At 46.9% G+C, this 25,311-nt stretch carries 24 protein-coding genes; 15 read left to right on the forward strand and 9 right to left on the reverse strand.

The annotated features are described in order from the left end of the window. Positions 1-2: 2 nt before the first annotated feature. Complete coding sequence (locus L976_RS09985) at positions 3-1,610, reverse strand: alpha/beta hydrolase (protein ID WP_047536430.1); 1,608 nt, start codon at positions 1,608-1,610, stop codon at positions 3-5. Positions 1,611-1,702: 92 nt separating this feature from the next. Here L976_RS09985 and L976_RS09990 point away from each other — a divergent pair, with 92 nt between their 5' ends. The 7 genes from L976_RS09990 (at position 1,703) to L976_RS10020 (ending at position 10,022) form a co-directional block, all read left to right on the forward strand. Continuing rightward, positions 1,703-2,074, forward strand: coding sequence for a GntR family transcriptional regulator (locus tag L976_RS09990; RefSeq protein WP_037416203.1), 372 nt, complete (start codon positions 1,703-1,705; stop codon positions 2,072-2,074). A gap of 40 nt (positions 2,075-2,114) precedes the next feature. Continuing rightward, entirely contained in the window at positions 2,115-2,978 is an 864-nt protein-coding gene (locus L976_RS09995; RefSeq protein WP_047536432.1) for an ABC transporter ATP-binding protein, read from the forward strand. After that, a complete protein-coding gene (locus L976_RS10000) occupies positions 2,975-4,285 on the forward strand; it encodes a hypothetical protein (RefSeq protein WP_047536434.1) in 1,311 nt (436 codons plus the stop codon). The genes L976_RS09995 and L976_RS10000 overlap by 4 nt, the downstream gene beginning before the upstream one ends. 128 nt (positions 4,286-4,413) lie before the next feature. Continuing rightward, positions 4,414-6,207, forward strand: coding sequence for an AMP-dependent synthetase/ligase (locus L976_RS10005; RefSeq protein WP_047536437.1), 1,794 nt, complete (start codon positions 4,414-4,416; stop codon positions 6,205-6,207). A 140-nt stretch (positions 6,208-6,347) separates the two neighbouring features. Continuing rightward, on the forward strand, positions 6,348-8,837 hold the full coding sequence (locus tag L976_RS10010; protein WP_047536439.1) for a toxin-antitoxin system YwqK family antitoxin: 2,490 nt from the start codon (positions 6,348-6,350) through the stop codon (positions 8,835-8,837). Positions 8,838-8,944: 107 nt separating this feature from the next. Next, complete coding sequence (locus L976_RS10015) at positions 8,945-9,355, forward strand: acyl-CoA thioesterase (protein ID WP_023265906.1); 411 nt, start codon at positions 8,945-8,947, stop codon at positions 9,353-9,355. A 118-nt stretch (positions 9,356-9,473) separates the two neighbouring features. After that, positions 9,474-10,022, forward strand: coding sequence for an HPP family protein (locus L976_RS10020; protein WP_037427960.1), 549 nt, complete (start codon positions 9,474-9,476; stop codon positions 10,020-10,022). A 20-nt stretch (positions 10,023-10,042) separates the two neighbouring features. Here L976_RS10020 and L976_RS10025 read toward each other — a convergent pair whose 3' ends face one another. After that, positions 10,043-10,306 carry a GNAT family N-acetyltransferase gene (locus tag L976_RS10025; protein WP_047536443.1) on the reverse strand — a complete coding sequence of 88 codons (264 nt, stop codon included), beginning with the start codon at positions 10,304-10,306 and terminating at the stop codon, positions 10,043-10,045. Positions 10,307-10,365: 59 nt separating this feature from the next. After that, a complete protein-coding gene (locus tag L976_RS10030) occupies positions 10,366-10,794 on the reverse strand; it encodes an acyl-CoA thioesterase (RefSeq protein WP_047540363.1) in 429 nt (142 codons plus the stop codon). Between the two features lie 149 nt (positions 10,795-10,943). Between L976_RS10030 and L976_RS10035 the strand changes: the two genes are divergently transcribed. Continuing rightward, positions 10,944-11,339 (forward strand): GFA family protein, encoded by a 396-nt coding sequence (locus tag L976_RS10035; RefSeq protein WP_047536445.1) that lies wholly within the window; start codon positions 10,944-10,946, stop codon positions 11,337-11,339. Between the two features lie 61 nt (positions 11,340-11,400). Here L976_RS10035 and mtnC read toward each other — a convergent pair whose 3' ends face one another. Continuing rightward, positions 11,401-12,081 (reverse strand): acireductone synthase, encoded by a 681-nt coding sequence (gene mtnC / locus L976_RS10040; protein ID WP_037427953.1) that lies wholly within the window; start codon positions 12,079-12,081, stop codon positions 11,401-11,403. A gap of 372 nt (positions 12,082-12,453) precedes the next feature. Between mtnC and L976_RS10045 the strand changes: the two genes are divergently transcribed. From L976_RS10045 to L976_RS10060, 4 genes are all read left to right on the forward strand, one after another. Next, entirely contained in the window at positions 12,454-12,876 is a 423-nt protein-coding gene (locus L976_RS10045) for a hypothetical protein (protein ID WP_037416234.1), read from the forward strand. Between the two features lie 93 nt (positions 12,877-12,969). Further along, on the forward strand, positions 12,970-13,983 hold the full coding sequence (locus L976_RS10050; RefSeq protein WP_047536447.1) for a DUF3137 domain-containing protein: 1,014 nt from the start codon (positions 12,970-12,972) through the stop codon (positions 13,981-13,983). Between the two features lie 26 nt (positions 13,984-14,009). Further along, entirely contained in the window at positions 14,010-14,219 is a 210-nt protein-coding gene (locus L976_RS10055) for a hypothetical protein (RefSeq protein WP_037416240.1), read from the forward strand. Positions 14,220-14,349: 130 nt separating this feature from the next. Continuing rightward, positions 14,350-15,078, forward strand: a complete 729-nt coding sequence (locus L976_RS10060; RefSeq protein WP_156143250.1) for a hypothetical protein — start codon at positions 14,350-14,352, stop codon at positions 15,076-15,078. A 107-nt stretch (positions 15,079-15,185) separates the two neighbouring features. On the opposite strand, the gene L976_RS10065 is transcribed toward L976_RS10060, so the two are convergent. Next, positions 15,186-17,078: a DUF885 domain-containing protein gene (locus L976_RS10065; RefSeq protein WP_231570490.1), complete on the reverse strand. Its 1,893-nt coding sequence runs from the start codon at positions 17,076-17,078 to the stop codon at positions 15,186-15,188. 572 nt (positions 17,079-17,650) lie between these two features. Here L976_RS10065 and L976_RS10070 point away from each other — a divergent pair. Continuing rightward, positions 17,651-18,202, forward strand: a complete 552-nt coding sequence (locus tag L976_RS10070; protein ID WP_047536453.1) for a protein tyrosine phosphatase family protein — start codon at positions 17,651-17,653, stop codon at positions 18,200-18,202. 160 nt (positions 18,203-18,362) lie between these two features. On the opposite strand, the gene L976_RS10075 is transcribed toward L976_RS10070, so the two are convergent. The 4 genes from L976_RS10075 to hutI form a co-directional block, all read right to left on the reverse strand. Further along, on the reverse strand, positions 18,363-18,959 hold the full coding sequence (locus L976_RS10075; RefSeq protein ID WP_047536454.1) for a Crp/Fnr family transcriptional regulator: 597 nt from the start codon (positions 18,957-18,959) through the stop codon (positions 18,363-18,365). Between the two features lie 156 nt (positions 18,960-19,115). After that, positions 19,116-19,826: a purine-nucleoside phosphorylase gene (gene deoD / locus L976_RS10080; RefSeq protein ID WP_047536455.1), complete on the reverse strand. Its 711-nt coding sequence runs from the start codon at positions 19,824-19,826 to the stop codon at positions 19,116-19,118. Between the two features lie 14 nt (positions 19,827-19,840). After that, positions 19,841-21,061: a NupC/NupG family nucleoside CNT transporter gene (locus L976_RS10085; RefSeq protein ID WP_047540364.1), complete on the reverse strand. Its 1,221-nt coding sequence runs from the start codon at positions 21,059-21,061 to the stop codon at positions 19,841-19,843. 324 nt (positions 21,062-21,385) lie between these two features. Next, positions 21,386-22,612, reverse strand: coding sequence for an imidazolonepropionase (gene hutI / locus L976_RS10090; RefSeq protein ID WP_047536456.1), 1,227 nt, complete (start codon positions 22,610-22,612; stop codon positions 21,386-21,388). Between the two features lie 178 nt (positions 22,613-22,790). Here hutI and hutC point away from each other — a divergent pair, with 178 nt between their 5' ends. Both hutC and hutU read left to right on the forward strand, forming a co-directional pair. Further along, positions 22,791-23,498 (forward strand): histidine utilization repressor, encoded by a 708-nt coding sequence (gene hutC, locus L976_RS10095; protein WP_047536458.1) that lies wholly within the window; start codon positions 22,791-22,793, stop codon positions 23,496-23,498. 123 nt (positions 23,499-23,621) lie between these two features. After that, entirely contained in the window at positions 23,622-25,292 is a 1,671-nt protein-coding gene (hutU, locus tag L976_RS10100) for a urocanate hydratase (protein ID WP_047536460.1), read from the forward strand. Positions 25,293-25,311: the final 19 nt, after the last annotated feature.

A 25,311-nucleotide genomic window follows, 5' to 3' on the forward strand; every position in this document is an offset into this window, starting at 1 on the left:
ACTTACTCCTTGGCTCCAGTGCTGGGCTTATCTTTGGCAGATTGGGTTGCATCTTCGGTCGCGAGAGGCTCAACCGAGCTAGCATTTAAATAGAAACTACGGCGCACATCCTTTTTCAAACATTCACCATCGAGATCTTTAACTGAGCCTGTACGCACTAACTCGGCGATTAAGTTATTGGCACAGGACTGATAGGCCACACCATGGGTCGCATAAGGTGCGACTAAGTGTTTAGCGTTAGTGAGTTTTTCCATGGCGAGTTCCGCCCAACTTGGTGGTGTGGCTGGGTCTATTTCGCCCGACAGCAACAGCGTGGGGATTGCACTCTTAATAGGCTCGCTAAAGCTGGCATCGACGGGTGGCACTTTCCACACAGAGCATGATGCTTCCAGGCTTTCGAGCATGGTTTTACCTACATAGGAGGTTTTTGCCTGTTCACGCATCGCTGGGGTGATGCGATGGATGTCTTCACCGCAAACTACGGAGGCGTGCATGCCCATTGCCATGCCTGCACCATCGGTAGTTAAGGCATACAATCCGAGTAGCGGTTGATAGTTACCTTTGGCGGCTTGATGAATCGCATGGGGCACTAAGGCGCGCACATTGGTTTGATATAACGCCATTCTGATCGCGCCATAAAACTTCGCGCGGGTGAGTGTGAGTAAGGTCTTTTCACCCGTGACCGGGTCGTGTACTTGCTCCATCACTGGCCCTTGGCTGAGTTTGGTTACCACTTGGTCAAACTCGGCCCTGAGCTCTGGAAACTCGTCATGGCAGGCTGCGGTTTCTTGGCAGTCTTTAAACAATAAGTCAAAGCCGCGCTCAATTGCCGAGCCGATTTCTAATACGCTTTGTTGCATCGGCACTACGCCGTCTAAGGTAACTGTGGCTAAGTGCTCGGGATACAAACGCATATAGAGCTGCGCCATGCGTGTGCCGTAAGAAATGCCGTATAAGTGCAGCTTTTTGTAGCCTAAATGGGCGCGCACGGCTTCGAAGTCTGCCACGGCATTGAGACTGCCGTATTGGGTGACGTCTGTGTCGGGGTATTGATCGCGACATTTTTGCGCTTCGACTACGCTGTCAACATTGTCATCGTTGATAGCGAGTGGGGTTTGTGCACCAGGGTCGCAATTGAGTGGATTCGAACGACCTGTACCGCGTTGATCAATCAGCAAAATATCCCGCTGCTGACGCACTTTATTCAGCATGCTATCAAAGCTTGCCGCATTATCTATGGCCGATTGACCTGGGCCGCCTGCTATCGCCAGCAGTGCTTCTTCATGATTGACGTTTTTTACCGCTGGCAAGACCACATAATGCACTTGGATCTGTTTGCCATCGGGCTTGTTAGGGTTTTCGGGCACAGTCACAAAGCCGCAGTTTAAACGGTCCGAAACACCGTCCACATAACAGGTATTTGTGGGGGTTGTTGAAGGCGCTGATTTTTCACTTGCCCAAACCGTTGCGCTAGCCATAGCGAGCATAAGTGTGCTCAAGCCTATGATTTTGCGAGTTGAAATATGTTTATGCCAGCCTGTATTTGAACGCTTAATCGCAACGCAAGCGCTGGTATTATGGGACTTCCTGTGGATCATGCTATCTATCATGAGCGCTTTCCTTTTTGCATTTCAGGATGAGTGTGATACTTTAAATACAGTGTATCGGTGTATCAATGTATTAATACAGTGTGTAAAGCCTAATGTTAGAACTTTTAAATGTCAACCCCAGCAGTGGTGAGCCAATTTACAAGCAATTACACGAGCAAATCGTGCGCTTGATTGTGGGCGGCCAACTGCAAGAGGAAGACGTATTACCCTCAGTGCGCCAGATTGCGGAATACCTTGCGGTGAACCCGATGACAGTATCTCGCGCAATTCAGCAATTGGTGGATCAGGGCTGGTTAGAACGCCGCCGTGGGCAGGCGACTCGGGTTGCTGCCCGTACCGAGGCGATGGAGTCGGGCGTGAGTCTGCTTGAGCCGCAATTAGATGGCTTATTGGCACAAGCCAAGCAGCTGGGCGTGAGCCTGCCCGAGTTGCTGCAATTGATTAACGATCGCTGGCAAGCCTAGTCGGCCCAAGCGAAAACGAGAATAAAAAGGACGCAATTCGATGGATCAAGAGTTTCCCCCAATACTTGAGTTTTCTAAGGTAAACAAAGTTTTTCGTGGAAAAAATGGCGTTGAAAAACAGGCGTTAAAGGATCTGTCCTTGTGCTTGTCTGCCGGGATGGTGGTTGGCTTATTGGGACAAAATGGTGCGGGTAAATCGACCTTAATGCGCTGCGCTTTGGGGATTCTTTCGCCCGATTCGGGTGACATCCGCACCTTAGGTGAGACGCCGGAACAACTTTCGTCAGCCGCAAAGGAGCGCCTTGGTTATGTGCCACAACAGCCCTTTGGTTATGAAGGTTTTACCGTTGAGCGCGCTCTTGATTTACACCGCAGCTTTTATCCCCATTGGGACATGCAGTTAGAGCAAGATTGGCTTGCCCGCTTTGAGTTAGATGTCAGCCAACAGGTACAACGTCTGTCCGTTGGGCAGCGTCAATCCTTGGCCTTGATCATGGCGATGGCCTATCGTCCCGAGTTGCTGATCCTCGACGAACCTGTGGCCAGCCTCGATCCTATCGTCAGACGCAAATTTATGGTCGATTTGTTCGACTTGGCCCTCGAATCCGGCTCGGCGGTGCTGTTTTCATCCCATATCACCTCAGATTTAGAGCGGGTCGCTAGTCATGTGGCACTGATTAAACAGGGCGAATTAGTGCTGTTTAAGGAAATCGATGCTCTACGGGAAGAGGTGCGTCTACTCAAACTGGCTGTGGGTACGGAGTTGCCTGAGCAGGTGCGTATTTTGAGCCGTGATGGTAATTCTGTGCTGGTGGATAGTGGCGCAATCGATCTCAATCTTCCCGGCGTGCAGCGAAGTGAAGCGCTTAATTTGGAGCAACTCTTTGTGGAGTTACACAAATGAGTTCAGCTAAACCGCTTGTGCAACCTACTGATAAGCCTGTAACACAGCATTCAATCAATCCCTTTAACGGCATGCTGCGCCTGTGGTTATTTGATGTCGGCAGTGTGAGTTTTTTGGGTACCGGATTATTTGGCTTAGCCCTGAGCGTTTTGGCGGGATGGGCTGGGCAGAAGGAGAGTTTTGATATTTTTGTCGGCATGGGGATTGTCTCTACCTCAGCTGCGGTCGCGTGGCAGTTGATTCGCTTGATGGCGAGTGAGTGCTCAATCTTAATCCCCCGTTATCGGCAGAATATTTTTATCCAGTGCGAGGTGATGCTCATTGGCGTGTTTAGCCTTGCGGTGCTTTTATGCGTATTGTTTGACTTTACCTCTAGCCTGTCGTTACTGGTGTTTGCCCAAGGGATAAGCTTAGGTTTTATTTTGCTGTGTCTGCGGCAAACCCAATGGTTTTACTCCTCATTTTTACTGTTTATTTTAGTGCCGTTTTCTAGCGCTTTGGCTGAGCAAGTACCATTGTGGCTGAGCATCATAGTGCTGTTTGTGTTTGTCGTTGTGATTTGGCGCCGCTGCCTAGTATTACCTTGGCGGGTGGAAGCACGCAGTGTGTACCTCAACGGGTTAGAAATGGGCTGGTTTTGGTTGCCTAATCTGCAATCCATGCGGTTTTTGAGCCGTTTCGAGCGTTATTTGCATCCGGTTAACTTTTTTATCGGGCCGATGTTAACCGTATTGCTGTTGTTGCTGCCCGTGCTGACATTAGTGCTGGGGGTATTATCCCATCAGTTTAATTGGGATTTTCCGGTGTTACTGCTACTGGCGCAGTTTTGTGTGATCAGCTGTTCGCTAGTGCATTGGAGTCGGGTGCAACGAGCGCGTGCAACAGAGTTACTGTTGTTGATGCCGGGTTTTGATGGCAGAACTGGTTTGGTTAATGCTTTTGCCCGAGGACAGCAACGATTGCTGTATCTCATCAGTGTCGGCATGTTGCTCTGTAGTGTGTTTATTACTTGGCTCAATGGCGAGATGAGTGTGCCATTGCTGGCGCATTTAGTGATGAGCACCTATTGGGCTTGTGCCTTGGTGTTAGGGCTAGGTTGCCTGTGCCGCCGAGTGTTACAGGTTAGCTTGACTATGCTGGTGGTGCTGGGGCATTCACTATGGGTGTCTATCAGTTTAGCGGCATTGCAGCATGATGGTCATCTATATTATTGGTTAATAGGCGATCTTTTACTGGTTGTGTTGGGGCAAATTGCCCTGTTTGGCGGCCGTAAAAAGTTATGGCGGGGCGATATCGTTGGGCTGTAATCGGCCTTAAATGACGTGATTTGGGCGACATTTGCACAAGATTAGAGCAAAAACTCTTAGTTTTTAGCTTGCCTTCAGGTAGAATGCTGCAAAAGCGGAACACTTGTAAGCTAAAAGGTGAGTCACTCATGTCGCTCGAACAATATCACGTAATTCGACTATTACAGCAGCAAAGCCAGTCGTTAAAGGAGGCTATTGCGCTGGAAGGTTTTGAAATGGCAGCCCCTTGGCATCAAGTCAGTTGGCAGGCATTTGATGAGATCAGCCATAAAATTGCACAAGTGTTGATTCAACTCGGCGTACAAGTGCAAGACCGCTGTGTGATCCTGTCACAAAACTGCCCACAATGGACCTGTGCCGATATCGGCATTCTGAAAAGCCGTGCCATTGTCGTGCCCATTTATCCAACCAGTACCTTAGAGCAAGCCAGCTTTATCATTAATGATGCGGCGGCTAAGGTGATTTTTGTCGACGACGCTAAGCAATATGCGCTGGCCTGCGAGCTACAAAAACAGTGTCCAACCCTAGAGCATGTGATTGTGTTCGATGCCTCAGTTCAGTTGGCTCAGGATAAACCTCAGCATAGACATTTAGATAACGTGCTAGCGCAGGCATATGACCAAAGTGCCGAGCTGGAGCAACGCTTAAAAGACGCGAATCTTGATGATCTGTTAACCCTGATTTATACCTCCGGCACCACGGGTGATCCTAAGGGCGTCATGCTGGATTACCGCAATATGGCTTCGACTGTGCGTCAGCACGATCAGATTTTGCCTTTTAATGCTGGCGATGTGTCTTTAGCTTTCCTACCTCTAAGCCATGTGTTTGAGCGTAGCTGGAGTTTCTACGTTTTATGCCGTGGTGGCCATAATGTCTATCTGCAAAATACCCAAAGAGTAAAAGAAGCGATAAGTGCTGTGCGTCCGCATACCTTGTGTGTGGTGCCGCGTTTCCTCGAGAAGGTTTACAGCGCAGTACAGGATAAGGTAGCGAAATCCGCAGAGGGTCGTAAAAAATTATTTGCTTGGGCGATGGGGGTTGGCGAGCGTCAGTTTGAAGTGAGCCAAGGCCGCGCTAAGGGCGGTTTGTGGTTATCCTTGCAATGGCGTCTGGCGAACAAATTGGTTTACAGCAAGTTGCAGGCAGTGCTCGGTGGACGCTTAAAGTTTATGCCCTGTGGCGGTGCTGCACTTGATTTAAATGTGGCGTCTTTTTTCCATGCTATTGGTATTCCTGTGCTTTGTGGCTATGGCATGACCGAAACAAACGCTACTGTGACCTGTAACACTTTGGATAACCGTGTCGCGGGGTCAAACGGTAAAGTCTTGCCCGAAATCGAAATTAAACTGGGTAAAGACGATGAAATCTTAGTCCGTGGCGACACTGTGATGCGCGGTTATTACAATCGCCCTGAAGATACTGCCGCCGCCTTTGAAGACGGCTGGTTAAAAACCGGTGATGCGGGACGACTCGATGCCCACGGCAATTTGTTTATTACCGATCGTATTAAAGAATTGATGAAGACCTCTAACGGTAAATATATTGCACCGCAAAGGGTTGAGGGTGCTGTTGGGTGTTGTCCTTTTATCGAACAAGTGGCGGTGATTGCCGATGCGCGTAACTATGTGACGGCGCTGATTGTGCCAGCCTTTGAATCCCTCGAAGCATGGGCAAAGGAAAAAGGCTTAAAGTATGAGTCGCCTATTGAGCTGCTGCGCCATAGCCATGTGGTTGAGCATTTCGAGCAGCGTCTCAAACAGCTCCAGCAGGAGTTGGCTGGTTTTGAGCAAATCAAAAAGTTTACCCTGCTGCCGGAAGCTTTTTCGATGGAGGCAGGATTAATCACGCCGACGCTTAAGTTGCGTCGCAAAATGATTTATCACAAGTACGCCCATGAAATTAATGCTATGTATAATAATTGATTGTTAAATATTTGATCTTAAAAGGCCGCTTAGCGGCCTTTTTTGTCTCAACTACTTCCTGACGCATAGTTCTTAGCTTAAAATTCGCCCCGTTTACTGGTGCGCACGAGGCGCAAGGTGTCGGTGTAAAGGATAGTTAAATGGAACTTTCGATTCGTCGTTTATGCGCCGCGGTCGGTGCGGTGTGGTTATCTTCTTTTGTGGTCATTCCTGCTGCGGTTGCGGCGGAATATGACAAAATGGTTCACGGTCCCGTGGATCTTCCCAATGGCCAATGGCTTAATTTTTATCAAAAAGATCAACAGGTATGGGGCGAAATGCTCTATGGCGATGCGCCCGGTGTGCGTATTGACGATTACGGCCGCGCTGAAATCGTGGCGGTGTTTTACCATGACTTTGACAAGGGCGGTACTAAGGAAGTTATCGTCATGCTCAAGGATGCCGATGGTCAGCATCTACGGGGTTATGGCTTTGAGGGTGAAGAGCTAACTAAATTGCCACGCTTGCAAGCCGTGCTCGATGAAGTTGTACCAACCATTAGCACCTTTACCGTCGGCGGCGTTCGCAAGGTGTTAAGCCAGCTGCCACCACAGCAGTATCGTATGACCTATGAGGCGGAAGGGGTAAAAGATCCTGATATTAAAGCGATTTTAGATGGTACCTCTAAGCTCAAACCAACACTAATTGGTTATCGCAATTCTGAAGGCACAGCGGCGGATGTAAAAACCGCAGTGGAATACAAGCTGCGCTATCCCGTGACTCGCACCGATAAGGATGCCGAGGGGCGTGAACGAAAATATAGTCTAGTCGCCACGTTTGATCGCAGTGCTTACGTCGAAGAAGATGGCAGTTTTATGTTAGTCGCCATTGGTTATGAGGCCGACGATGTCGATTGGCTTAAAAATGGCAGCGAAAAAATCCCGCGAACAGGGCCTTTTTACGAATTCATGAGCATGGGCAGTACTTGGGCTGGTGTTGCCAGTGAAGCCAATTATGTTCAAGGCGAACTTGATGGTCACTTTGCCGCCTACGATGCCCGCAATGGCAGTGTGATGTATGCTGGTGACTATAAGCTGGGCAAACAAGTGGGTAAATGGATAGAAGCCGACAGCCGTGAAACCTATTGGGAGGGCGAGTACCTCGACGGCCAAAAGCAGGGTAAATGGGTATTGCAGTCCATTATGGATGACGCCGATAACTACGGCTTTATTCACTACAACAAGGGCGTGCCCGATGGCCCGAGTGAAATCTATACCCCAGATTACGATTCCGGCACCGAAGGCGCGAAGAAATTATCCGAAAAGGGCATTTATCTCAATGGCGTAAAAGACGGTGAGTGGCTTGAGTCCGATGGTAGCAAAGGCCAATACCAAAAGGGTGTGAAGCAAGGCGCTTGGGTAGAAAAGGTCACCCAAGGGGATTATCGCTTTCAAAGCGGTGAAGGCAGCTACCTCGATGGTAAACGTTCAGGCACTTGGGTCTATATTCGAACCCCAGATGCTAACGATGCATTTACCACTAGACAATCGGTGACTTACCTCTACAAGACCGAAGTCAACTATGAGAACGGCCTACGCCAAGGTGAGGCTAAGTTATTCAATAAAGATAATTTTATGTTTGCCCTTAAACATTATGATAAGGGCAGACTCCATGGTGAGAGTCTATGGTATTCAGCCCCGAACACTGTCAGCAATGTAGCTAACTATCGTCAAGGCGAGTTAGATGGCCCACAAATGTGGCTCGAACCTAACGGCGATCTGAATGAGTTGAGTCAGTATAAGTTCAATGACGCTGTAAAACTTAAACCCTCGCAGGATGAATGCATGATGCGAAAAGAGCCTTATGCAGGCGATTGTGAGGGTGTAATAAACACAAACAATGCCGAGACTAGCTCGATTAAAGATGGTGAGCAGCGAGTGTATCGCGGCGGCCGACTATCCGAATTAAGCTATTACACTAATGGGTCAGTCGATAAAGAATATCGATTTGATTCTAACGGCCGCTTAATGTCCTTGCAGACTTATAAAGCGGGTAAGGAATATGGCCCAAGCATTCGCTATTCCACCGACGGCGGCTATTCGCTCGTACAATATGGTCATCTTATCAATAACCGTCTTTCTGGCCCCCATTACACTTTTTATCCGAACGGTCAGTTAAAGAGTTTGTGGAACTATTGCCAGCAAGAAGGCGAAACCTGGAACGGTGAACCTTATTTCTGGGATAACGCCATTGCGCGCTGTGGTATCCAGCGGGAGTATTTTGATAATGGTGCCGTGAGTTGTATCGAGGATCTCGACAGCAATTATGCCGTGGATAAAGTCTGTTATGACCAGAATGGTAAGTTAGCCAGCGAAATGCTGCGGATTGATGAGCAACATGTGGTGCATAAGCGCTATATCAACGGAGTGATCTATCAGGAAGAACCTGGATTCTCGGATTTTTCCCATGTGACTAAGGGGCGCAAAATCTATCACTTAGAAAACCCCAAAAGCCATGGCGTGTTTAAGTCCTACGACAGCAGTGGCAAGCTCAAATACGAAAAAATCTATGATATGGGTAAGGCTGGCTGTATGAAAAAATACGATGCCAATGGCAAGCAAACCCCAGAGACCGCGAGCTGCCAGTTCTAGCATCGCGCTTCTTATTTCTGTTAGGCTTGGTAGGGATAAACGGGGCAATCACCTCGTTTATCCCATTCACAGCATAAAAGTATAAGAACAACAAAAGGGAAGTTTGCATGTCAGTCACCGAATACAGCCTGGACATCCAGCCAAGATTTACCGAAACCGATGGTCTAGGCCACATCAACAACACAGTGATCCCCGTGTGGTGCGAGGCGGCGCGCACGCCAATCTTCGAGATTTTTAATCCCGAGTTGGATTTGCATCAGTGGAACCTCATAGTGGCAGGCTTTACCGTGGCCTTTATCGCGCCGACATACTACGGCAAGAGTGTGACGGTGAAAACCTATGTTAGCCGTATCGGTAATAGCAGTTTCGAGCTGACCCAAAGCTGTTGGCAGGCTGGCAATAAAACCGCCGAAGTGAAAACCACCTTAGTACACTACGACTACAGCTGCGAGAAGAGTCGCCCTATCCCCGAAGATATTCGTGAAATCTTAGCTAGCCTGAACGGCGAAACTGCTTAAGTCCGGTATTCGCTTTCACCGCACAATTGCAATTGCGCGGTGAAAACGTTAACGTGGCGGCCGCAAATGTGATGCGGATCACTTATCCGCGCCTTTATTCCTCCCGGCCGGATCTAGCATGAGATTTTACTTCACCCGAATGCGTTCTAAGGACATCTGTCCGCCACGACAACCCCTGAAAAAGATCGTTTGGTCATGGGTAGGGGCCTTTTGTGGCATTTACTTAGTCGCCAGTCTTGCCACTTATATGGGCGAACATCTACTTGGCACTATGTTTGTGATTGGCTCATTTGGGGCGTCGGCGGTATTAGTGTATGGCGCGCCACTGGCTGAGTTTTCTCAGCCACGTAACTTGATTGGCGGCAGTGTATTATCGGCACTGATTGGTGTGGCTGTGTACCAAGTGTTTGCCGATTATATGGTGCTTGCGAGCGCGTTAGCGGTATCACTCGCCATCGCATTGATGTACCTAACTCGCACACTGCACCCACCGGGCGGTGCAACGGCATTAATTGCTGTGATAGGCGGTGAGAACGTGCATCAACTCGGGTTTCTCTATGCGTTGATGCCAGTATTCCTCGGCTCACTACTGTTATTGCTGGTGGCGCTGGTCGTGAATAATCTCTCCACCGATCCCAAGCGCCATTACCCTGTGTATTGGATTTAGCGTACCTGTCGAGAAGCCAGTTATTTCAAAAACTTCTGCACATACCAGCAACTGGCTTCTATCTCGTAATCTTGGGCTTTTGCCCACTTCAAACCGTGGCGGACTAAACGTTCGGCAAGACCTTTGCCACGCAGCTCGTTGGGTACAAAGGTGCGACTAAAATCGATGTGCTGACCATTGAGTCGGTATTCCAGTATGGCTTCATGCCCGTCAACGGGGATCACAAAGCGTTGTTTATCCTGTTGGTGTTCAACGGTGATTTCAATTGGTGCTTTTTCTGACATACAGCCTCCCTCTGATATGGCCTAAAGTGTTATGGCAATGTAGCCATCGACTCGGTAGCTTAAGCTTGCTCGTGTTGTTTTAGAATGGCGAATAATTCTGCGGGAAGCTCGGCTTTTTGGCCGGTTTTAAAGTTAAACATCACAGCCACCGAAGTGCCTAAGGTCGTTACCGCCTGCTGCTGTTTACTAAACGCCTGATAATGCATGGTAAATCTATCGCTTTGAATATCACTGATACTTACGCTGACCAATAGGGTATCGGGGAAGGTCACTGGGCGTTTATAGCGGGCCTGATTTTCGCTGATAACAGGGCCAACACCGGATTTATACAGAGCATTGAGCGGGAAGAGGCGGTTGAAAAAATCGATACGCGCAGTTTCAAAATAGCGGAAATAGACCACGTTGTTGACGTGTTGCAGCGCATCCATTTCGCCCCAAGCCACGGGGATTTCGGTCACTATAGGGTGCTGTGCGAGAAACTTTTCCATTGGACTTAGGGTTGGACTTTCCATTGCATTACTCATAGTCAAAAGCTCTAGTTAAAACGCTCGTTTAAGGCTGCCAGACTAGCAGTATAAAGTGCGAGCGACAAGCCTTAGGCAATACTGACAACATTAAGTGAAGCAAGGAGTTGGCGATGATAAAACAGATTGGGGATACGGTTATTCAAGCAACACATTTTGCGTCTTGCCATTGTGGCGCTGTGGTGTTGGAGTTATCGCTGCCCAATGGCATTGAAAAGCCAAGGCGTTGTGATTGCTCAATCTGTCGGCGCAAGGGCGCTATCGTCGGTTCAGTGCCGCTGGCGGGATTGAAGATTATCAAAGGCGAGGCAGTATTAAAGTGCTACGAATTTAATACCAAAACGGCCAAACATTACTTCTGCTCTGTGTGCGGCATTTATACCCATCATCAAAGGCGCTCTAATCCCAATGAATATGGCTATAACCTTGGTTGCCTCGAAGGCGTGAATCCCTATGAATTAGGCGATGTGCCCGTTTGCGATGGGGTGAATCACCCTGCGGATAGGTAGATGTGATTGCCAGAAAAACAAAAAGCGACCCTAGGGTCGCTTTTGATGTGCAGTGCCGATGTTACTCGATCACTAGCTCATCGAAACTGCTGATAGTGCGAAAATCGCCCGTGCGCTGCTTGCTGTCGCGAACCATTTGGCAGGTCATCATGCCGGCTGCGTCAGCTGCTTTTAATTCTTCAATCACATCAGACACAAATAGCACTTGCTTAGGGCTTAAGCTGATGGTGTTGAGAATATTGCAGTAAGCTTGTTTATCTAATTTGTTACCTGTACGGGTATCAAAATGACCGTTAAACATCTCGGTTAAATCACCGCCATCGCTGTGGCTGAATAACAGTTTTTGGGCATCGACAGAGCCCGATGAGAAACTGTAAATACGCAGATTTTGTGCGCTAAAACGTTTAACAGCTTCGATAAAGTCAGGGAAGATATGGCCCTTAAACTCATCATGGGCATAACCTTGCTTCCAAATTAACCCCTGTAGGGTTTTGAGCGGGGTCGCTTTGCGGTCTTCACGAACCCACTGCTGTAAAATTTCAGTCACGCGCGCTAAGTCAGCATCTGGCTCTAGGGCGATATCTCGGGTGTCGCAGATACAGTTTTCCACCAAAACATTGTGTTGGTTCTGCGCTAAAAAGTCTGGCAAGGCTTTGACAGAATAGGGGAATAGCACATCTTGGATAAAGGTTAGGTCTGTCGTGGTGCCTGCTGTGTCTACGACTATGGCTCTGATACCCATAATGTTTTGATACTCCACAATATGTTGGCTAAAAAATGCAACCCTGATCGTAAGCGTTATTGGGGTAATTGGCTAGTGGATTTCACCTTTAAGTCAAGGGAGAATGTGCGCCATATCACTAACTCATTTGGCTGAAAATCAATTAAATGAGTAATTTTAGAGGCTTATCTAGTGGATATCGGTGAAATACTGGATCTAGTGTGGGGAATTATGCTGTTTATAATCCAGCAGTTTGTTGTCGACATAAGACTATGGTCTTAATAGCTAAGGGAAATTTTGGCTGTTATTGTTGCTTTACTCTCTTTCGACTGAATTTGTGCGCCTTTACGATTTAAAGATTGGATTGAGCGCGTAGCAATGATGAGGCTGTTTATGAAATATTTACCCGCATTAGGCTTAGGTATTCTGTTGGCGGTATTGAGCTTTACGAGTTTTGCACTGGTTGCCAGTGCTGGCTATATGCATGCCTTGCTCGGGAGCGTCGATAATCTTAGCCCCACTAGTCCGGTTTATCTGGGGTTAGCTGCCCATGATGCGGGCTTATTATTGCTGCTCTCTGGGCTGATGCTATTTAGCTATCAGCGGCTTTTCCCTCGATTACCATTCGATTGGTACACTGCGGTGGCGATGCAAATGCCACTGGGTTTATTGGTGCTGTGGGCGGATGGGGTTTCCTTTAATCTCACGGACTTTTACGGTGTAGCTAGAGCTTTAACTCTCTTTAGCGCCGCCTTTGGTGTGCTGATTATTTTTGGCTTACTGCAACGCCGTGGCCGCAGGCTTGCTCAGGCTTAATGGGTCATTTGTAGGCCTTAAACTGGCCTTACAGGAATAAAATTCGTAAAATCATCGGCCTAAATGGATTTGAGTCGTAAAGAGTAGGAGTCAATGAGTTCGATTGAATTTGATATTCCCGAAGAGCACCGCATTCCCTTTCTGAAGTATTACAAACAAAAAATCGCCCCCAAATGTGCACCGTTTGAAGCAAAACGTGAAGGCGTAAACCAAAGGCGGCGTAAAAATGCCAAGTTCACCACCCCAATCTACTACCTATGCATCACGGTGATTTTAGGGGCATTTGCTGGGCTGCTCGGGGTGCAGTTTATGCTGGTGCCTATGGATTATTTTGTGCCTTTGATGATTGGCGCGTTTCTGCCCGTTCCCGTGATAGCCCTAGTGGTCATTGCCTCGGGTAAGGAAAGCGATGAACTCTATAATGCTGCCTTTGAAAAACTCTATCCCATTAGCCTTAAGTATTTTGGCGATGACTTTGCGCTAACGAGGGCGCCTAAGGTCGATTTCTCTCTCTTCCTTGAGCTGGGGCTACTGCCTAAAACCGATAAGCAGTATGCGCAAAATTGCCTTAAGGGAACCTATAACAAGGTGCCGTTCCAGTTTTACGAAGTTGATGCTTACAACACTAAATCGAACGATAATGGTTCGGTTGATCGGGAAACCGTCTTCAATGGTGTACTGCTGGTGTGCAATATTCCTAAGCGATTCAACGCTACTACCTTGTTAGTCACGGATAAGGGCAGTTTAAAAAATCGAATTGAGGGGTTTAAGACAAAGCTGTCGCGGGTCAAGCTTGAGGATGTGCGGTTTGAGCGTTGCTTTGAGGTGTATAGCAGCGACCAAGTCGAGGCGCGCTACTTACTCAATCCTTTGATGATGGAGAATCTCTTAGTCCTTAGTCGCGAATTAAATGCCGAAGTTGAAGCCTGTTTCTATCAAAAACAATTACTGATAAAGATCCCGACTAAACACCATTTCTTTATCAATCAACTCGATTTAGATCGCCCCATCGATTTTAAGCTCAATATCGAGTGGATGTTCACCGAGCTAGGTTATACCTTCTCGATCATCGATACTTTGAAACTTGATAAGCATACCGGGCTGTAGTCAGGCTCGTAAATTTAGAGGAATGTATGTCGCCAGATAATCAAATAGTGTTTAAATCGCTGATTGGCTATGGTTCATTTTTCTTTATGATTTGGCTTGTTTTATCAGCGGTACTTATTTTATCAGGGTCTGCTACTTTTTCAGTAAAAGGCTTAGCGGGTGCATTTGTAGTGTTACAGATCCCGACGTTATTTCTGGTCATTAAAACAAAGCTTCGGATTAATCAAAATCCATAAAAGAGTCAAATACCTGTTATAAGCATGTCATGCTAGGCAATATGCAGTCCCATAAAACATGACTTTTGGCACTTATGGATGACTCCCCGTGCTCGTTACTATCAAGCTTCAACTTTGATGGAGCAAGATGATGAACACGATTTTCACCCTGTCGCTATTTGTGCATATTACCGCGGGCGCATTGGCATTAGTGTTATTTTGGATGCCTGCCATGCTGAAAAAGGGCAGCGCGAATCACAGTCGTTTTGGCCGTTATTATGTCTATGCCATGTACACAGTGGCGGCGACGGGCGTGGCGATGGCAACAACAGGCCTCATTGATCCGCTCGCGGTGATTAAACAGCCTGCGGCCAACGCCGATGCTTTAGCTGTGCAGATAGCGGATCGTAAAAATGCTTGGATATTTCTCATCTATATAAGCTTGTTAACTCTCGTAACCGTTAGGCATGGCGTGTTGGTTCTGCGTTATAAGGCGCAGCGTCAGCAATTAAAATCGCCGCTGCATTTGTCGTTAATGCTGAGCTTAACGCTACTTGGCCCTGTGATGGCGCTATGGGGATACCAAGAAAAGCTGATCCTCGCGGTGATTTTCGGCCTATTAGGCACTACGGTTGGGGCGGGATTCCTGCGCTATAGCGTTAAGGCGACTTTGACTAAATTAGAATGGTGGATAGAGCATTTAGGCGCGATGATTGGCTCGGGTATCGCCTGCTACACCGCCTTTTTCGCCTTTGGTGGCAGCCGTTTGTTTATCGACCATGGTAATTTGCGTCTGTTGTCGTGGACACTGCCAGGTATTGTCGGTTTTGTGGTGATCCGCTATTTAAGCGGCAAGTATCAGCGTCGCTTTGCGGATTAACCTGAAACGTAAAAGCATAGGGAGCCGTAAAAATAAAGGGAGCCCTAAAAACAAAGGGGCCGCCTAAGCTGCCCCGATTTAAGATGATGTGAGCGGTTTTACCCGAACTAAACCTTGGTCTCAGTAGCATTGGCCGTCTTAGCAGACTCGAGCCACTGATCCATCTTTTGCTCTAATAAATCTAAGGGCAAGGCGCCATTTTCGAGCAGTTTGTCGTGGAAGACTTTGATATCCATCTTATTGCCCAAGGCTTGTTTGGCCTTAGCTCGCAGTTCGATAATTTTCAGCTCGCCCAACTTGTAACCTAAGGCTTGTCCCGGCCAAACCACATAGCGCTCGATTTCGGACGTGGCTTCTGAGCGGTGTATTCCCTCAGTCGCAACTGCATAATCAATGGCTTGCTCACGACTCCATCCCTTGGCATGCAAACCTGTGTCGACCACTAAGCGCACCGCGCGGTGTAACTCGGACTGCAAGCGGCCAAGATCGTTAATCGGATTATCCTGATACATGCCCATCTCGGCGGCTAACCGCTCGGCATAGAGCGCCCAACCTTCACCTGCGGCATTGGAGTAAAAAATGGTACTCAGCAGCGGCAAGGTATCCGACAGACCGATAAGGGTCTGTAGATGATGGCCGGGATTGGTCTCGTGATAGGTTAAGGTTTGCAGCGAATAGGAGGGCAGCGCTGCCATATCGTACAGGCTTATCCAAAAAGTACCCTTACGCGAACCATCCTGTGATGGCGCATCGTAAAATGCACCGCTGGTTGCGGCGGCACGACTATCGGGTACGGCTTCAACCGCAACCTCTTGATTTGGTAACTGCCCAAACCACAACGGTAATTTGGCATTCACTTTCGCCAGATAGCCGTGAATGTCTGTCATTATTTGTTGTTTGCCCTCGGCAGTGTTGGGGTAGATATATTTAGGATCCTTGAGTAGTCGCTGCATGCGCTCGCCAACTGTGCCTTTGCGGTAACCCACTTGTTTGAGTAACACATCCATCTCGGCGGTAATGCGGGCGACTTCATCTAATCCCAGTTGGTGGATCTCATCTGGGGTCTTATCTGAATTGGCGAGGTGTTTAATCATCGCCTTATAGAGTTTCGCGCCCTGAGGTTGGTGTCCAAGTCCCGCCACATGGGTGGCCTTGAGACGCACAGCTTGTAGTGCGGAAATCAACTGGCGCGTGGCAGGGTAATATTTAGTCTCCACCAGTTCGGTGGCAGAGTTCGCCAACGCCTCACTTTCAGGTACTTGGGCGGCGGTTAATTTGGCTTTAAAACTGCTGACCAAGGGATGCTTGTTGGCATGGTGGACTAACTGTTGCTGTAAGCCAGCTATGGTCTTATCGATAATAAAATCGGGTGGGATTACCCCCATTTGCACATCTTGATCCAGCTTATCGATAACTGTACCCATGGCGGCAGGGTACATGCTTAAACGGTTGAGATAGGCCTTAGCTTGCTCTGGGGTGGTGACTGCAAACTTATCTTCCATATAGCTCGGAAACTCAACATGCAGCCCGGATAAGTGATTGACGACATAAGGTAAAAACCAAATACCGTATTCACCGAGCATAGTGCCATAGGCCACGGTTTCGGCAGGCAACAGGGCGCCGGCGATTTCGGATTTTATTGATCCTAAACTCACTTGCTCCGAGACGCTAAGCTGGCTGGCATCGATAGCATTGAGTTCGGTTAATATGGCCTTAAGCGCTTTACGGCGATGATTTTCACCCGACGGGCTGTAATCGGTCAGTTTAGAGAGTACATCCTTGCCTGCCTCATCCTCGGCCACGCCATAATAGGTGGCGATTTCGGGTCTAAGGGCAAAATAACGCTGGGTGATTGGCGCGAGTTGCTGCTTAAGGCTCAATACTGGGACGGCCTTTTCGGCCTTGGTCTGCTCAGCGGTTTGATTAGTCTGTGTTGGGTTTGGATCGCTACAGCCCGTTGCTAACATGGCCAGAATTAAAGCATTTACTATTCTTTTCATCAGGTTACTCATACAAAAAACATTGTGGCAAATCCGTTGTTGGACTTGTGCCGCAAGCGTTAAACCGTGATTAGTGTGATCAAGCTCAAATTTGAACGATTATCCTAACAGTTTATTGCACTCAAACTGCATAAATTTTGTTACTAGTTTTATTGATAATCTGGAGTGAAAAGGGAAGTGGGGGACTAAGGAAATCCTTATCGATCATTATAATCGGCAGCCATTTTCAAATAGGTGGCTTTCAAGTGGATTCCCATCCACATAAAACAGCAAAGCACCTAATTCATGTCTAACTGAGAAAGCATTATTCATCATGGCCTCTGGGACAGATAGGCAATACCATTGGGGCACATCTCGCTGAGGTTGCTGCCATTCAGTGGTTAATTTTTGTGATTGAGCGATTAATTGCTGTCTTTGCGTTGTATCTGGGAAAAGTTGTCCTAGGTAATATTAAAAATGAGCGCTTGCTCAAAGGTTTTTACATCCAGAGTGATTTTACTGAACTTAGCGGATAAGGGATTATCAGAGGATTAAGTAAGTCGTTGATGTTTATGTTGACTAAGGAGTTGTTGATGAGAAAAACCGCACTTTCGAGCCTTGTTTTTGCACTGCTTATAGGGTCTCCACTGGCGAATGCCACAAATATCACGACTGAATTTAAATCGGTTGAAAATATAAAAGATGTGAGAGCATTACAGCTGCAAGCGCCACAGTTATTAAGTTCTGGCTTGCCGAGTGAGCAACAGTTTACGCAGCTTAAACAGGCAGGTGTGGATGTAGTGATCAACCTTATGCCGGACAATAGCAAAGATGCCCATCCAGATGAAAGAAAACTCGTGACTCAGGCCGGAATGGACTATGTGTATATTCCCGTGGATTGGCAAAACCCTAAAGTAGAAGATGTTGAAGCCTTCTTTACAGTAATGGATCAGCATAAGGGGAAAAATGTGTTAGTTCATTGCCTTGCTAATTATCGTGCCTCAGCGTTTGCCTATTTGTATCAGTTAAAGCAAGGCCAAAAACCAGAAATAGAAAAGACTATGGCGCCATGGAATGGAGAGTTATTAAACTATCCTAAATGGCAGGCATTGTTAGTGGATGTAAGTCAAAAATACGGTTTCTAATGTTTCACGTGAGTATGAATCCGCCCGCGCGATTGCTTAGTTATACGCTTGATGCGCGGATGGTATTTTGCGTTAAATCGCCATTATTACCACTTATATACCAAGTGTTTAAAGGCATTGTTTTTTAACAATATACGTTTTTGTAGAGTAAAAGTAATCGCTACAAGTTAATTATTTTATAAAATGGCTTTAATTTTACGATTTTCCCTTCTTGGATGAGTTCGTTAATTATTCTACGGTATGAGCGTGTCGTTATTCCGAGTCGTTTTGCGCCAAGAGTTGATGAAAGCTTAAATTGTTCTTCGCTTGCTAAATTTTTAGCTTCTAATATTTGGTTGATAATACTCACTTTTGTTGATTGTGTCAGATTGCTGATAAGTTCGTGCATATTTCGATTATATCTTTTTGTAATTAATGACGTAATATACATGAACATATTTGAATCTTTTTCTACAATTTTTATAAAATTAGCTTTAGATATTCGATACATTACGCCGGATTTATTTGCTTTTATGCTAAATAAAGCACTGTTGTTTTCTTGGAAAAACTCCATTTCACCTAGAAATCCGCAGTAATTATCTTCAACTTTAAGAATGAATTCATTACCACTCGAGTTTATATAAGAAACGGTTAGGTTGGCATTTTCACAGAATATGAGTTCAGAAACATGCTTAGATTGTCTTAGCAAGTAGGAGTTCTTATGGTATTTAATCTCTGCAATACCAATAGCTTTAACAATAGTAGCGATATCATCCATAAGTATTTGTTACATATTCAAAACATGTTATTTGTATACAAGTATACTATCGCAGTATTGAATAGCAATCACTACCCTGGAGTATGAATTTGGTGAAAGTGGTTAAAACGCATTAAGTTAAGATTTATTCAATACGCTTTAACCATATTAAATAGATTAAATTTTAATGGCCGTTTCTAATGCGACTTTGACCATTTCATGGAGATCGGTTCTGCGTTCGTCAGCCGTTAAATGTTCATGCTGGGTAATATGGTCTGTAACGGTACAAAGAGCGAGTGCGCGGCATTGATGCTCTGCAGCAAGCGCATAAAGAGCGTTTACTTCCATTTCTACACCTAGTACGCCGTATTTTGCCATCAGGGTATAGTCATTTTCATTTGGTCGATAAAATAGATCAGATGAAAATACGTTGCCTACCTTATAGTTAACAGTTGTCGTTTTTAACACTTCAACACACGCCTGTAACAGGTCAAAGTTTGCGATGGCTGCCAGATCGTGGTCTAAAAAGCGAATACGATTTATTTTGGAGTCTGTAGAGGCTCCCATGGCAACAATTAAATCTTTCAGCTGAATATTATCCGATATAGCTCCACAACTACCTACTCGAATAAAGTTTTTAACACCGTAGGTTGTCATCAGTTCATGAAAATAAATCGAGGCTGAAGGTGCACCCATGCCATGACCCATAATTGAAATATCTTTAGATTTATATTTTCCAGTAAAACCTAATATTCCACGGACATTAGTGACTTCCTTTACATCCTCTAAATAAGTTTCTGCAATAAGTTTTGCTCTGAGTGGGTCACCAGACATAATAATTGTTTTTGCAAAGTCACCAGGATTCGCATTGATATGTGGAGTCGACATGTTTCACCTCTAAATTACATTAATGACACTAAGGCGCCTGCAATAGTACCTGACATTAAATTGGCCAAGATTGCGGCTAAAAGTACTCTTGGGCCAATTTGAGTGATAAGTTCTCGTTTATCTGGGCACATGGCAGCGATACCACCAACGACCATAGCAAGTGAGCCAATATTGGCAAATCCACATAGGCTAAAGACAACAATGGCCTGTGTTTTATCTGAAAGAGTATTAGATACTTCTAAGAAACTGATATAAGCAACAAATTCATTAATGGCAATTTTTTGGCCAATAATTGAAGCTGCAGGTATTGCTTCAGACCAAGGGACTCCCATGAGGAATGCTAATGGAGATAGCAAATAGCCAATAATCATTTCTAATGTAAGCTTATCGATACTAAATAAATTACCGATACTACCAATGATGCCATTTAATAATGCAATAATGGCTACAAATGATACTAATAATGCCGTTACAGTAATAACTTGGTTCATGCCCATTAAAGAGCCATCAGTAATGGCTGCTAATAATCCTTTGGGCTGATCAGCATCTTCGATTTTATTGTCATTATTAACTATATTTTGTTCAGTTTGTGGGCAGAGTAGCTTTGCAAATAATAGACCTGCTGGTGCGGTCATAAAACAAGCTGTAAGAATATATTTAGGATCAATGCCTAGGTTGATATATCCCACCATAGTGCCACCCGCGACACTGGCTAATCCACCTGTCATAACAGCAAATAACTCTGAGCGAGTCATGTTTTTGACTAAGGGTCGAACCATCGATGGGGCTTCAATTGGTCCGACAAAAATATTTGCTGTGGCAGAAAGAGATTCAGCTTTACTGGTACCTAATATCTTAGAGAGTCCGCCACCAATAATATTAATGATAAATTGCATGACTTTTAGGTAGTAGAGTACTGAGATTAAGGCAGAGATAAATATCACTACGCAAAGTACGTTGATAACGAAAACAAAGCCTAATTTATAGTTAGCTAGATCGCCAAAAACAAAGGTTAAACCAGAATTTGAAAAGGCAATTACACTGTTGACGCCACTGCTCATGGCTTCAATGATGGTGACTCCTGCTGGTACAAACATAACAAATGCACCGAGTAAAATTTGAAGTGTTAATGCTCCTGCAATGGTTTTAAATTTTATTTGGCGTTTATTTTCGGAGAATAGATACCCAATAAAGACTAGAACAGCAATACCGATACAACTCATGATTGTTGACATAGGTTCATCCATCATCATCTGGTAATAGATCATTTTATAGAGATGAATCATTCAAGATTTTTTCGTTAAAAAAACGGACATTTTTCCTATTTGAGGATAAAAATGTGGTTATTTGCAGAAAATCACATGAAATGTTTAATTTTTATTTTATTTCAATGTGTTAGATGATATGTGTTGGCGGTCTAACCTAATGCATCTAAATCAAGATTATGCTGTTGGAATTTAGGTATTTAGGCGATGTATCTAGTGCAGGAGATCTTGTCACTATTGTCAGAAGGTCTATTTAACTGAGTGAGTGCAGTTAAATAGACCAAAGCTTTGAAATTATTGATGGATTAGCTTACCGTTTTTTACTACATCTTTGCAGGGATTAACGCCGTAGCTGTAGGCCAACTGTGCAGGGGTGGCGATATCCCACAGACAGAAATCCGCCTGTTTGCCGACCACTAAGCTGCCGACATTCTCTTCAATCCCTAGCGCCTTGGCTGCATTGAGTGTTAAACCCGCAAGTGCTTCCTCTGGGGTTAAGCGGAACAGGGTGCAACCCATGTTCAGCATCAGCAGGGTCGAGCAGATGGGCGATGAGCCGGGATTAAAGTCGCTGGCGAGCACCATAGGTACGCCGTATTGACGCAGTAAGTCGATAGGCGGTTTTTGGGTTTCCCGCAAAAAGTAAAACGCGCCCGGTAACAGCACGGCGCAGGTGCCACTTTCACTTAGGGCCTTAACGCCAGCCTCATCTAAATATTCAATATGATCAACCGACTTAGCCCCTAAACGTGCGGCTAATTCAGAACCGCCCATATTGGATAATTGCTCGGCATGCAGTTTAACTTGCAGGCCAGCTGCTTTGGCGGCGCTCAGTACGCGCTCGGTTTGCTCTAGGTTAAAGGCGATGTTTTCACAGAATACATCCACCGCATCGGCGAGGTTTTCGGCAATCACCGCAGGCAGCATCTTATTGATGATTAAGTCGACATAGCCGTCGCTATTGTCTTTAAACTCGGGTGGCACCGCATGGGCTCCGAGGAAGGTGGTTTTGACATCCACATGATGATGTTGGCCGAGTTCGCGGGCCACACGCAGGATTTTGAGTTCGGTTTCGGTATCTAGCCCATAGCCAGATTTAATCTCTACCGTAGTAACGCCTTCCTTCGCCAAGGCATTTAAACGCTGGCGCCCGAGGTCAAATAGCTCGGCTTCGTCGGCCTCACGGCAGGCGTTAACTGTGGAAATAATTCCGCCGCCAGCACGGGCAATTTCCTGGTAGGTGGCGCCCTTTAGGCGTAGCTCGAATTCGTTGGCGCGATTACCGGCAAACACTAAATGGGTGTGGGCATCAATCAGCCCTGGAGTGATCCAACCGCCCTTGCCCCTGTAAACAGGAATGGACAACACATCGAAGGCGGGCAGCTCGCTGCGTGGGCCTAACCAGGCAATTTTACCGTCTTTTACTGCGATAGCCGCATGGGTAATTGCGCCGTAAGGTGCTGATATGGAAGGGTCCATTGTTGCTACGTTAACGTCTATCCAAACCTGATCCCAAGACATTGTTATCCCTCGCTGCGTTGGCTTTTTGGCCCCGCAAACTCTTTATTATCGAAAGTTATGTGAGCTAGCTTGTATTTACTTGTATATACAAGCTAGGATTGTAGCCGCAATTTTGAACGTTTGAAAGTGTGCTCGCATCTAGCACCTAGATTCTAGATTTTTATACCGAGGAAGTGTTTTGGCTACGCCTAAGTTTGCAGAAATTAAGCAATATATCATTGGTTGTATCGAGTCTGGTGAGTGGGAAGAAAATGCCCGCGTGCCCTCGGAAAATCAGCTGGCCGAACTGTTTGTCTGTAGCCGTATGACGGCGCGTCGTGCCTTGACCGAGCTAACAGATAACGGCGTGCTTGAGCGTTCACAGGGGCTGGGCACCTTTGTGGCCGGACGAAAGTCGCAATCCTCCATGCTGGCGATCCGCAACATTGCCGACGAAATCAAAGACCGTGGTCATGGTTACAGTGTGCAGCAGTTGGCACTTGAGCAAGTAAACGCTACCGCGCCTATCGCCATCGCACTGGCGCTGGAGCTCGGAAGTCCGGTGTTTCATTCGGTGTTAGTGCATTGCGAGCAGGGCGTGCCACTCCAAGTCGAGGAGCGTTATGTGAATCCCGCCTTTGCGCCTGATTACTTAGAGCAGGACTTTAGCGAGCAGACGCCCCATGAATACCTGTCACAGGTGGCGCCGCTGACCGAGGCGCACCACACCATCGAAGCCATTATTGCCAGTAGCGAATTGCAGCAGAGGTTAGCCATTCCGGCGACCGAACCCTGTTTACAGATTTCACGCCGAACTTGGTCGCGCCAAGGGGTGGTGAGTTTTGCCAAATTAGTACACCCAGGTAGCCGCTTTAAACTCGGCGGACACCTTACCTTTAATAAATAACAACTCGCGAAAACCCGTTAAGAGCTTATGCCTTTAACCTTAGGTTTAGCGAAAAACACAATAAAAACAATAGCACTTAGCCTAATGGCAAGTGAGTTCAACAGGTTGAAAGAGGACATCTCAATGCACAAGCGACACGACCCAAGCCGCCGCATTATTGCGCCCCATGGTAGCCAATTAAGCTGTAAAAGCTGGTTAACCGAAGCGCCAATGCGCATGTTAATGAACAACTTACATCCCGATGTGGCCGAGCGCCCAGAAGACTTAGTCGTCTACGGTGGTATCGGCCGAGCTGCCCGCGATTGGGATTGTTACGACAAAATCATCGAAGTCCTACAACGCCTCGAAGACGATGAAACTTTATTAGTGCAATCGGGCAAACCTGTGGGCGTATTTCGAACCCACGCCGATGCGCCGCGCGTGCTGATTGCTAACTCAAACCTAGTGCCACATTGGGCAAATTGGGAGCACTTCAACGAGTTAGATAAACAAGGGTTGGCAATGTATGGCCAGATGACCGCAGGTTCGTGGATCTATATTGGTACCCAAGGCATTGTCCAAGGTACCTACGAAACCTTCGTTGCCGTGGCAAAACAACACTTTGGCGGCATCTCCAAAGGCAAATGGATTCTTACTGGCGGCTTAGGTGGTATGGGCGGCGCGCAAACGCTCGCCGGGACTATGGCTGGCTTCTCTGTGCTCGCCTGCGAAGTGGATGAAACCCGTATCGATTTTCGTCTGCGTACCCGTTATGTGGATAAAAAGGCGACTTCATTAGACGAAGCCTTGGCTATGATCAACGACGCCAATGTCTCGGGTAAACCCGTTTCAGTTGGTCTGTTAGCTAACGCTGCCGATGTGTTTGCAGAATTAGTGAAACGTGGCATTACCCCTGACGTTGTCACCGACCAAACCTCTGCCCACGATCCGCTGAACGGCTATTTGCCACAGGGCTGGACCATGGCGCAAGCGGCCGATATGCGTAAAACCGATGAAGCTGCCGTCGTTAAAGCGGCTAAAGCTTCGATGGCGGTGCAGGTGCAAGCCATGCTGGATCTGCAAATGGCGGGCGCTGCGACCTTAGACTATGGTAACAACATTCGCCAAATGGCCTTCGAAACCGGCGTTAAAAACGCGTTCGATTTCCCAGGTTTTGTGCCTGCTTATATTCGCCCACTCTTCTGCGAAGGTATCGGCCCGTTCCGTTGGGTTGCCCTGTCTGGCGATCCTGAGGATATCTACAAGACCGACGCTAAAGTCAAAGAACTGATCCCAGATAATCCTCATCTGCACAACTGGTTAGATATGGCTCGTGAGCGTATCGCCTTCCAAGGTCTGCCAGCGCGTATCTGCTGGGTGGGTTTAAAGGACCGTGCGCGTTTAGCTCAAGCCTTTAATGAGATGGTGAAAAACGGCGAGCTGTCGGCGCCCATAGTGATTGGCCGCGACCACTTAGACTCAGGCTCAGTCGCCAGCCCTAACCGTGAAACCGAATCTATGCTGGACGGTTCAGATGCGGTATCCGATTGGCCATTGCTAAACGCACTGCTAAACACTGCCAGCGGTGCGACTTGGGTGTCTTTGCACCACGGTGGTGGTGTCGGTATGGGCTTTAGCCAACACTCGGGCGTAGTAATCGTCTGTGACGGTACTGAGGCCGCCGCTAAACGTGTTGGCCGCGTGCTGTGGAACGACCCAGCGACAGGCGTGATGCGCCATGCCGATGCGGGTTATGAGATCGCCAAAAACTGTGCAAAAGAGCAGGGCTTAGATCTGCCCATGCTTAAAGACTAACAACTCAACACAAACCGTG

This window comes from Shewanella sp. ZOR0012 (genome assembly GCF_000798835.1).
GTDB classification, from domain to species: domain Bacteria; phylum Pseudomonadota; class Gammaproteobacteria; order Enterobacterales; family Shewanellaceae; genus Shewanella; species Shewanella xiamenensis.

Bases quoted from the DNA above. Each gene is read 5' to 3' on its own strand.
- L976_RS10070 (WP_047536453.1), top strand. From the start codon at position 17,651: ATGAGAAAAACCGCACTTTCGAGCCTTGTTTTTGCACTGCTTATAGGG.
- L976_RS10035 (WP_047536445.1), top strand. From the start codon at position 10,944: ATGATAAAACAGATTGGGGATACGGTTATTCAAGCAACACATTTTGCG.
- L976_RS10050 (WP_047536447.1), top strand. From the start codon at position 12,970: ATGAGTTCGATTGAATTTGATATTCCCGAAGAGCACCGCATTCCCTTT.
- L976_RS09985 (WP_047536430.1), bottom strand. From the start codon at position 1,610: ATGATAGATAGCATGATCCACAGGAAGTCCCATAATACCAGCGCTTGC.
- L976_RS10075 (WP_047536454.1), bottom strand. From the start codon at position 18,959: ATGGATGATATCGCTACTATTGTTAAAGCTATTGGTATTGCAGAGATT.
- L976_RS09990 (WP_037416203.1), top strand. From the start codon at position 1,703: ATGTTAGAACTTTTAAATGTCAACCCCAGCAGTGGTGAGCCAATTTAC.
- hutI (WP_047536456.1), bottom strand. From the start codon at position 22,612: ATGTCTTGGGATCAGGTTTGGATAGACGTTAACGTAGCAACAATGGAC.
- mtnC (WP_037427953.1), bottom strand. From the start codon at position 12,081: ATGGGTATCAGAGCCATAGTCGTAGACACAGCAGGCACCACGACAGAC.
- L976_RS10015 (WP_023265906.1), top strand. From the start codon at position 8,945: ATGTCAGTCACCGAATACAGCCTGGACATCCAGCCAAGATTTACCGAA.
- L976_RS10085 (WP_047540364.1), bottom strand. From the start codon at position 21,061: ATGTCAACAATCATGAGTTGTATCGGTATTGCTGTTCTAGTCTTTATT.
- L976_RS10010 (WP_047536439.1), top strand. From the start codon at position 6,348: ATGGAACTTTCGATTCGTCGTTTATGCGCCGCGGTCGGTGCGGTGTGG.
- L976_RS10030 (WP_047540363.1), bottom strand. From the start codon at position 10,794: ATGGAAAAGTTTCTCGCACAGCACCCTATAGTGACCGAAATCCCCGTG.
- hutU (WP_047536460.1), top strand. From the start codon at position 23,622: ATGCACAAGCGACACGACCCAAGCCGCCGCATTATTGCGCCCCATGGT.
- deoD (WP_047536455.1), bottom strand. From the start codon at position 19,826: ATGTCGACTCCACATATCAATGCGAATCCTGGTGACTTTGCAAAAACA.
- L976_RS10045 (WP_037416234.1), top strand. From the start codon at position 12,454: ATGAAATATTTACCCGCATTAGGCTTAGGTATTCTGTTGGCGGTATTG.
- L976_RS10065 (WP_231570490.1), bottom strand. From the start codon at position 17,078: ATGAAAAGAATAGTAAATGCTTTAATTCTGGCCATGTTAGCAACGGGC.
- L976_RS10005 (WP_047536437.1), top strand. From the start codon at position 4,414: ATGTCGCTCGAACAATATCACGTAATTCGACTATTACAGCAGCAAAGC.
- L976_RS10060 (WP_156143250.1), top strand. From the start codon at position 14,350: ATGAACACGATTTTCACCCTGTCGCTATTTGTGCATATTACCGCGGGC.
- L976_RS10000 (WP_047536434.1), top strand. From the start codon at position 2,975: ATGAGTTCAGCTAAACCGCTTGTGCAACCTACTGATAAGCCTGTAACA.
- L976_RS10020 (WP_037427960.1), top strand. From the start codon at position 9,474: ATGAGATTTTACTTCACCCGAATGCGTTCTAAGGACATCTGTCCGCCA.
- L976_RS10025 (WP_047536443.1), bottom strand. From the start codon at position 10,306: ATGTCAGAAAAAGCACCAATTGAAATCACCGTTGAACACCAACAGGAT.
- L976_RS09995 (WP_047536432.1), top strand. From the start codon at position 2,115: ATGGATCAAGAGTTTCCCCCAATACTTGAGTTTTCTAAGGTAAACAAA.
- L976_RS10055 (WP_037416240.1), top strand. From the start codon at position 14,010: ATGTCGCCAGATAATCAAATAGTGTTTAAATCGCTGATTGGCTATGGT.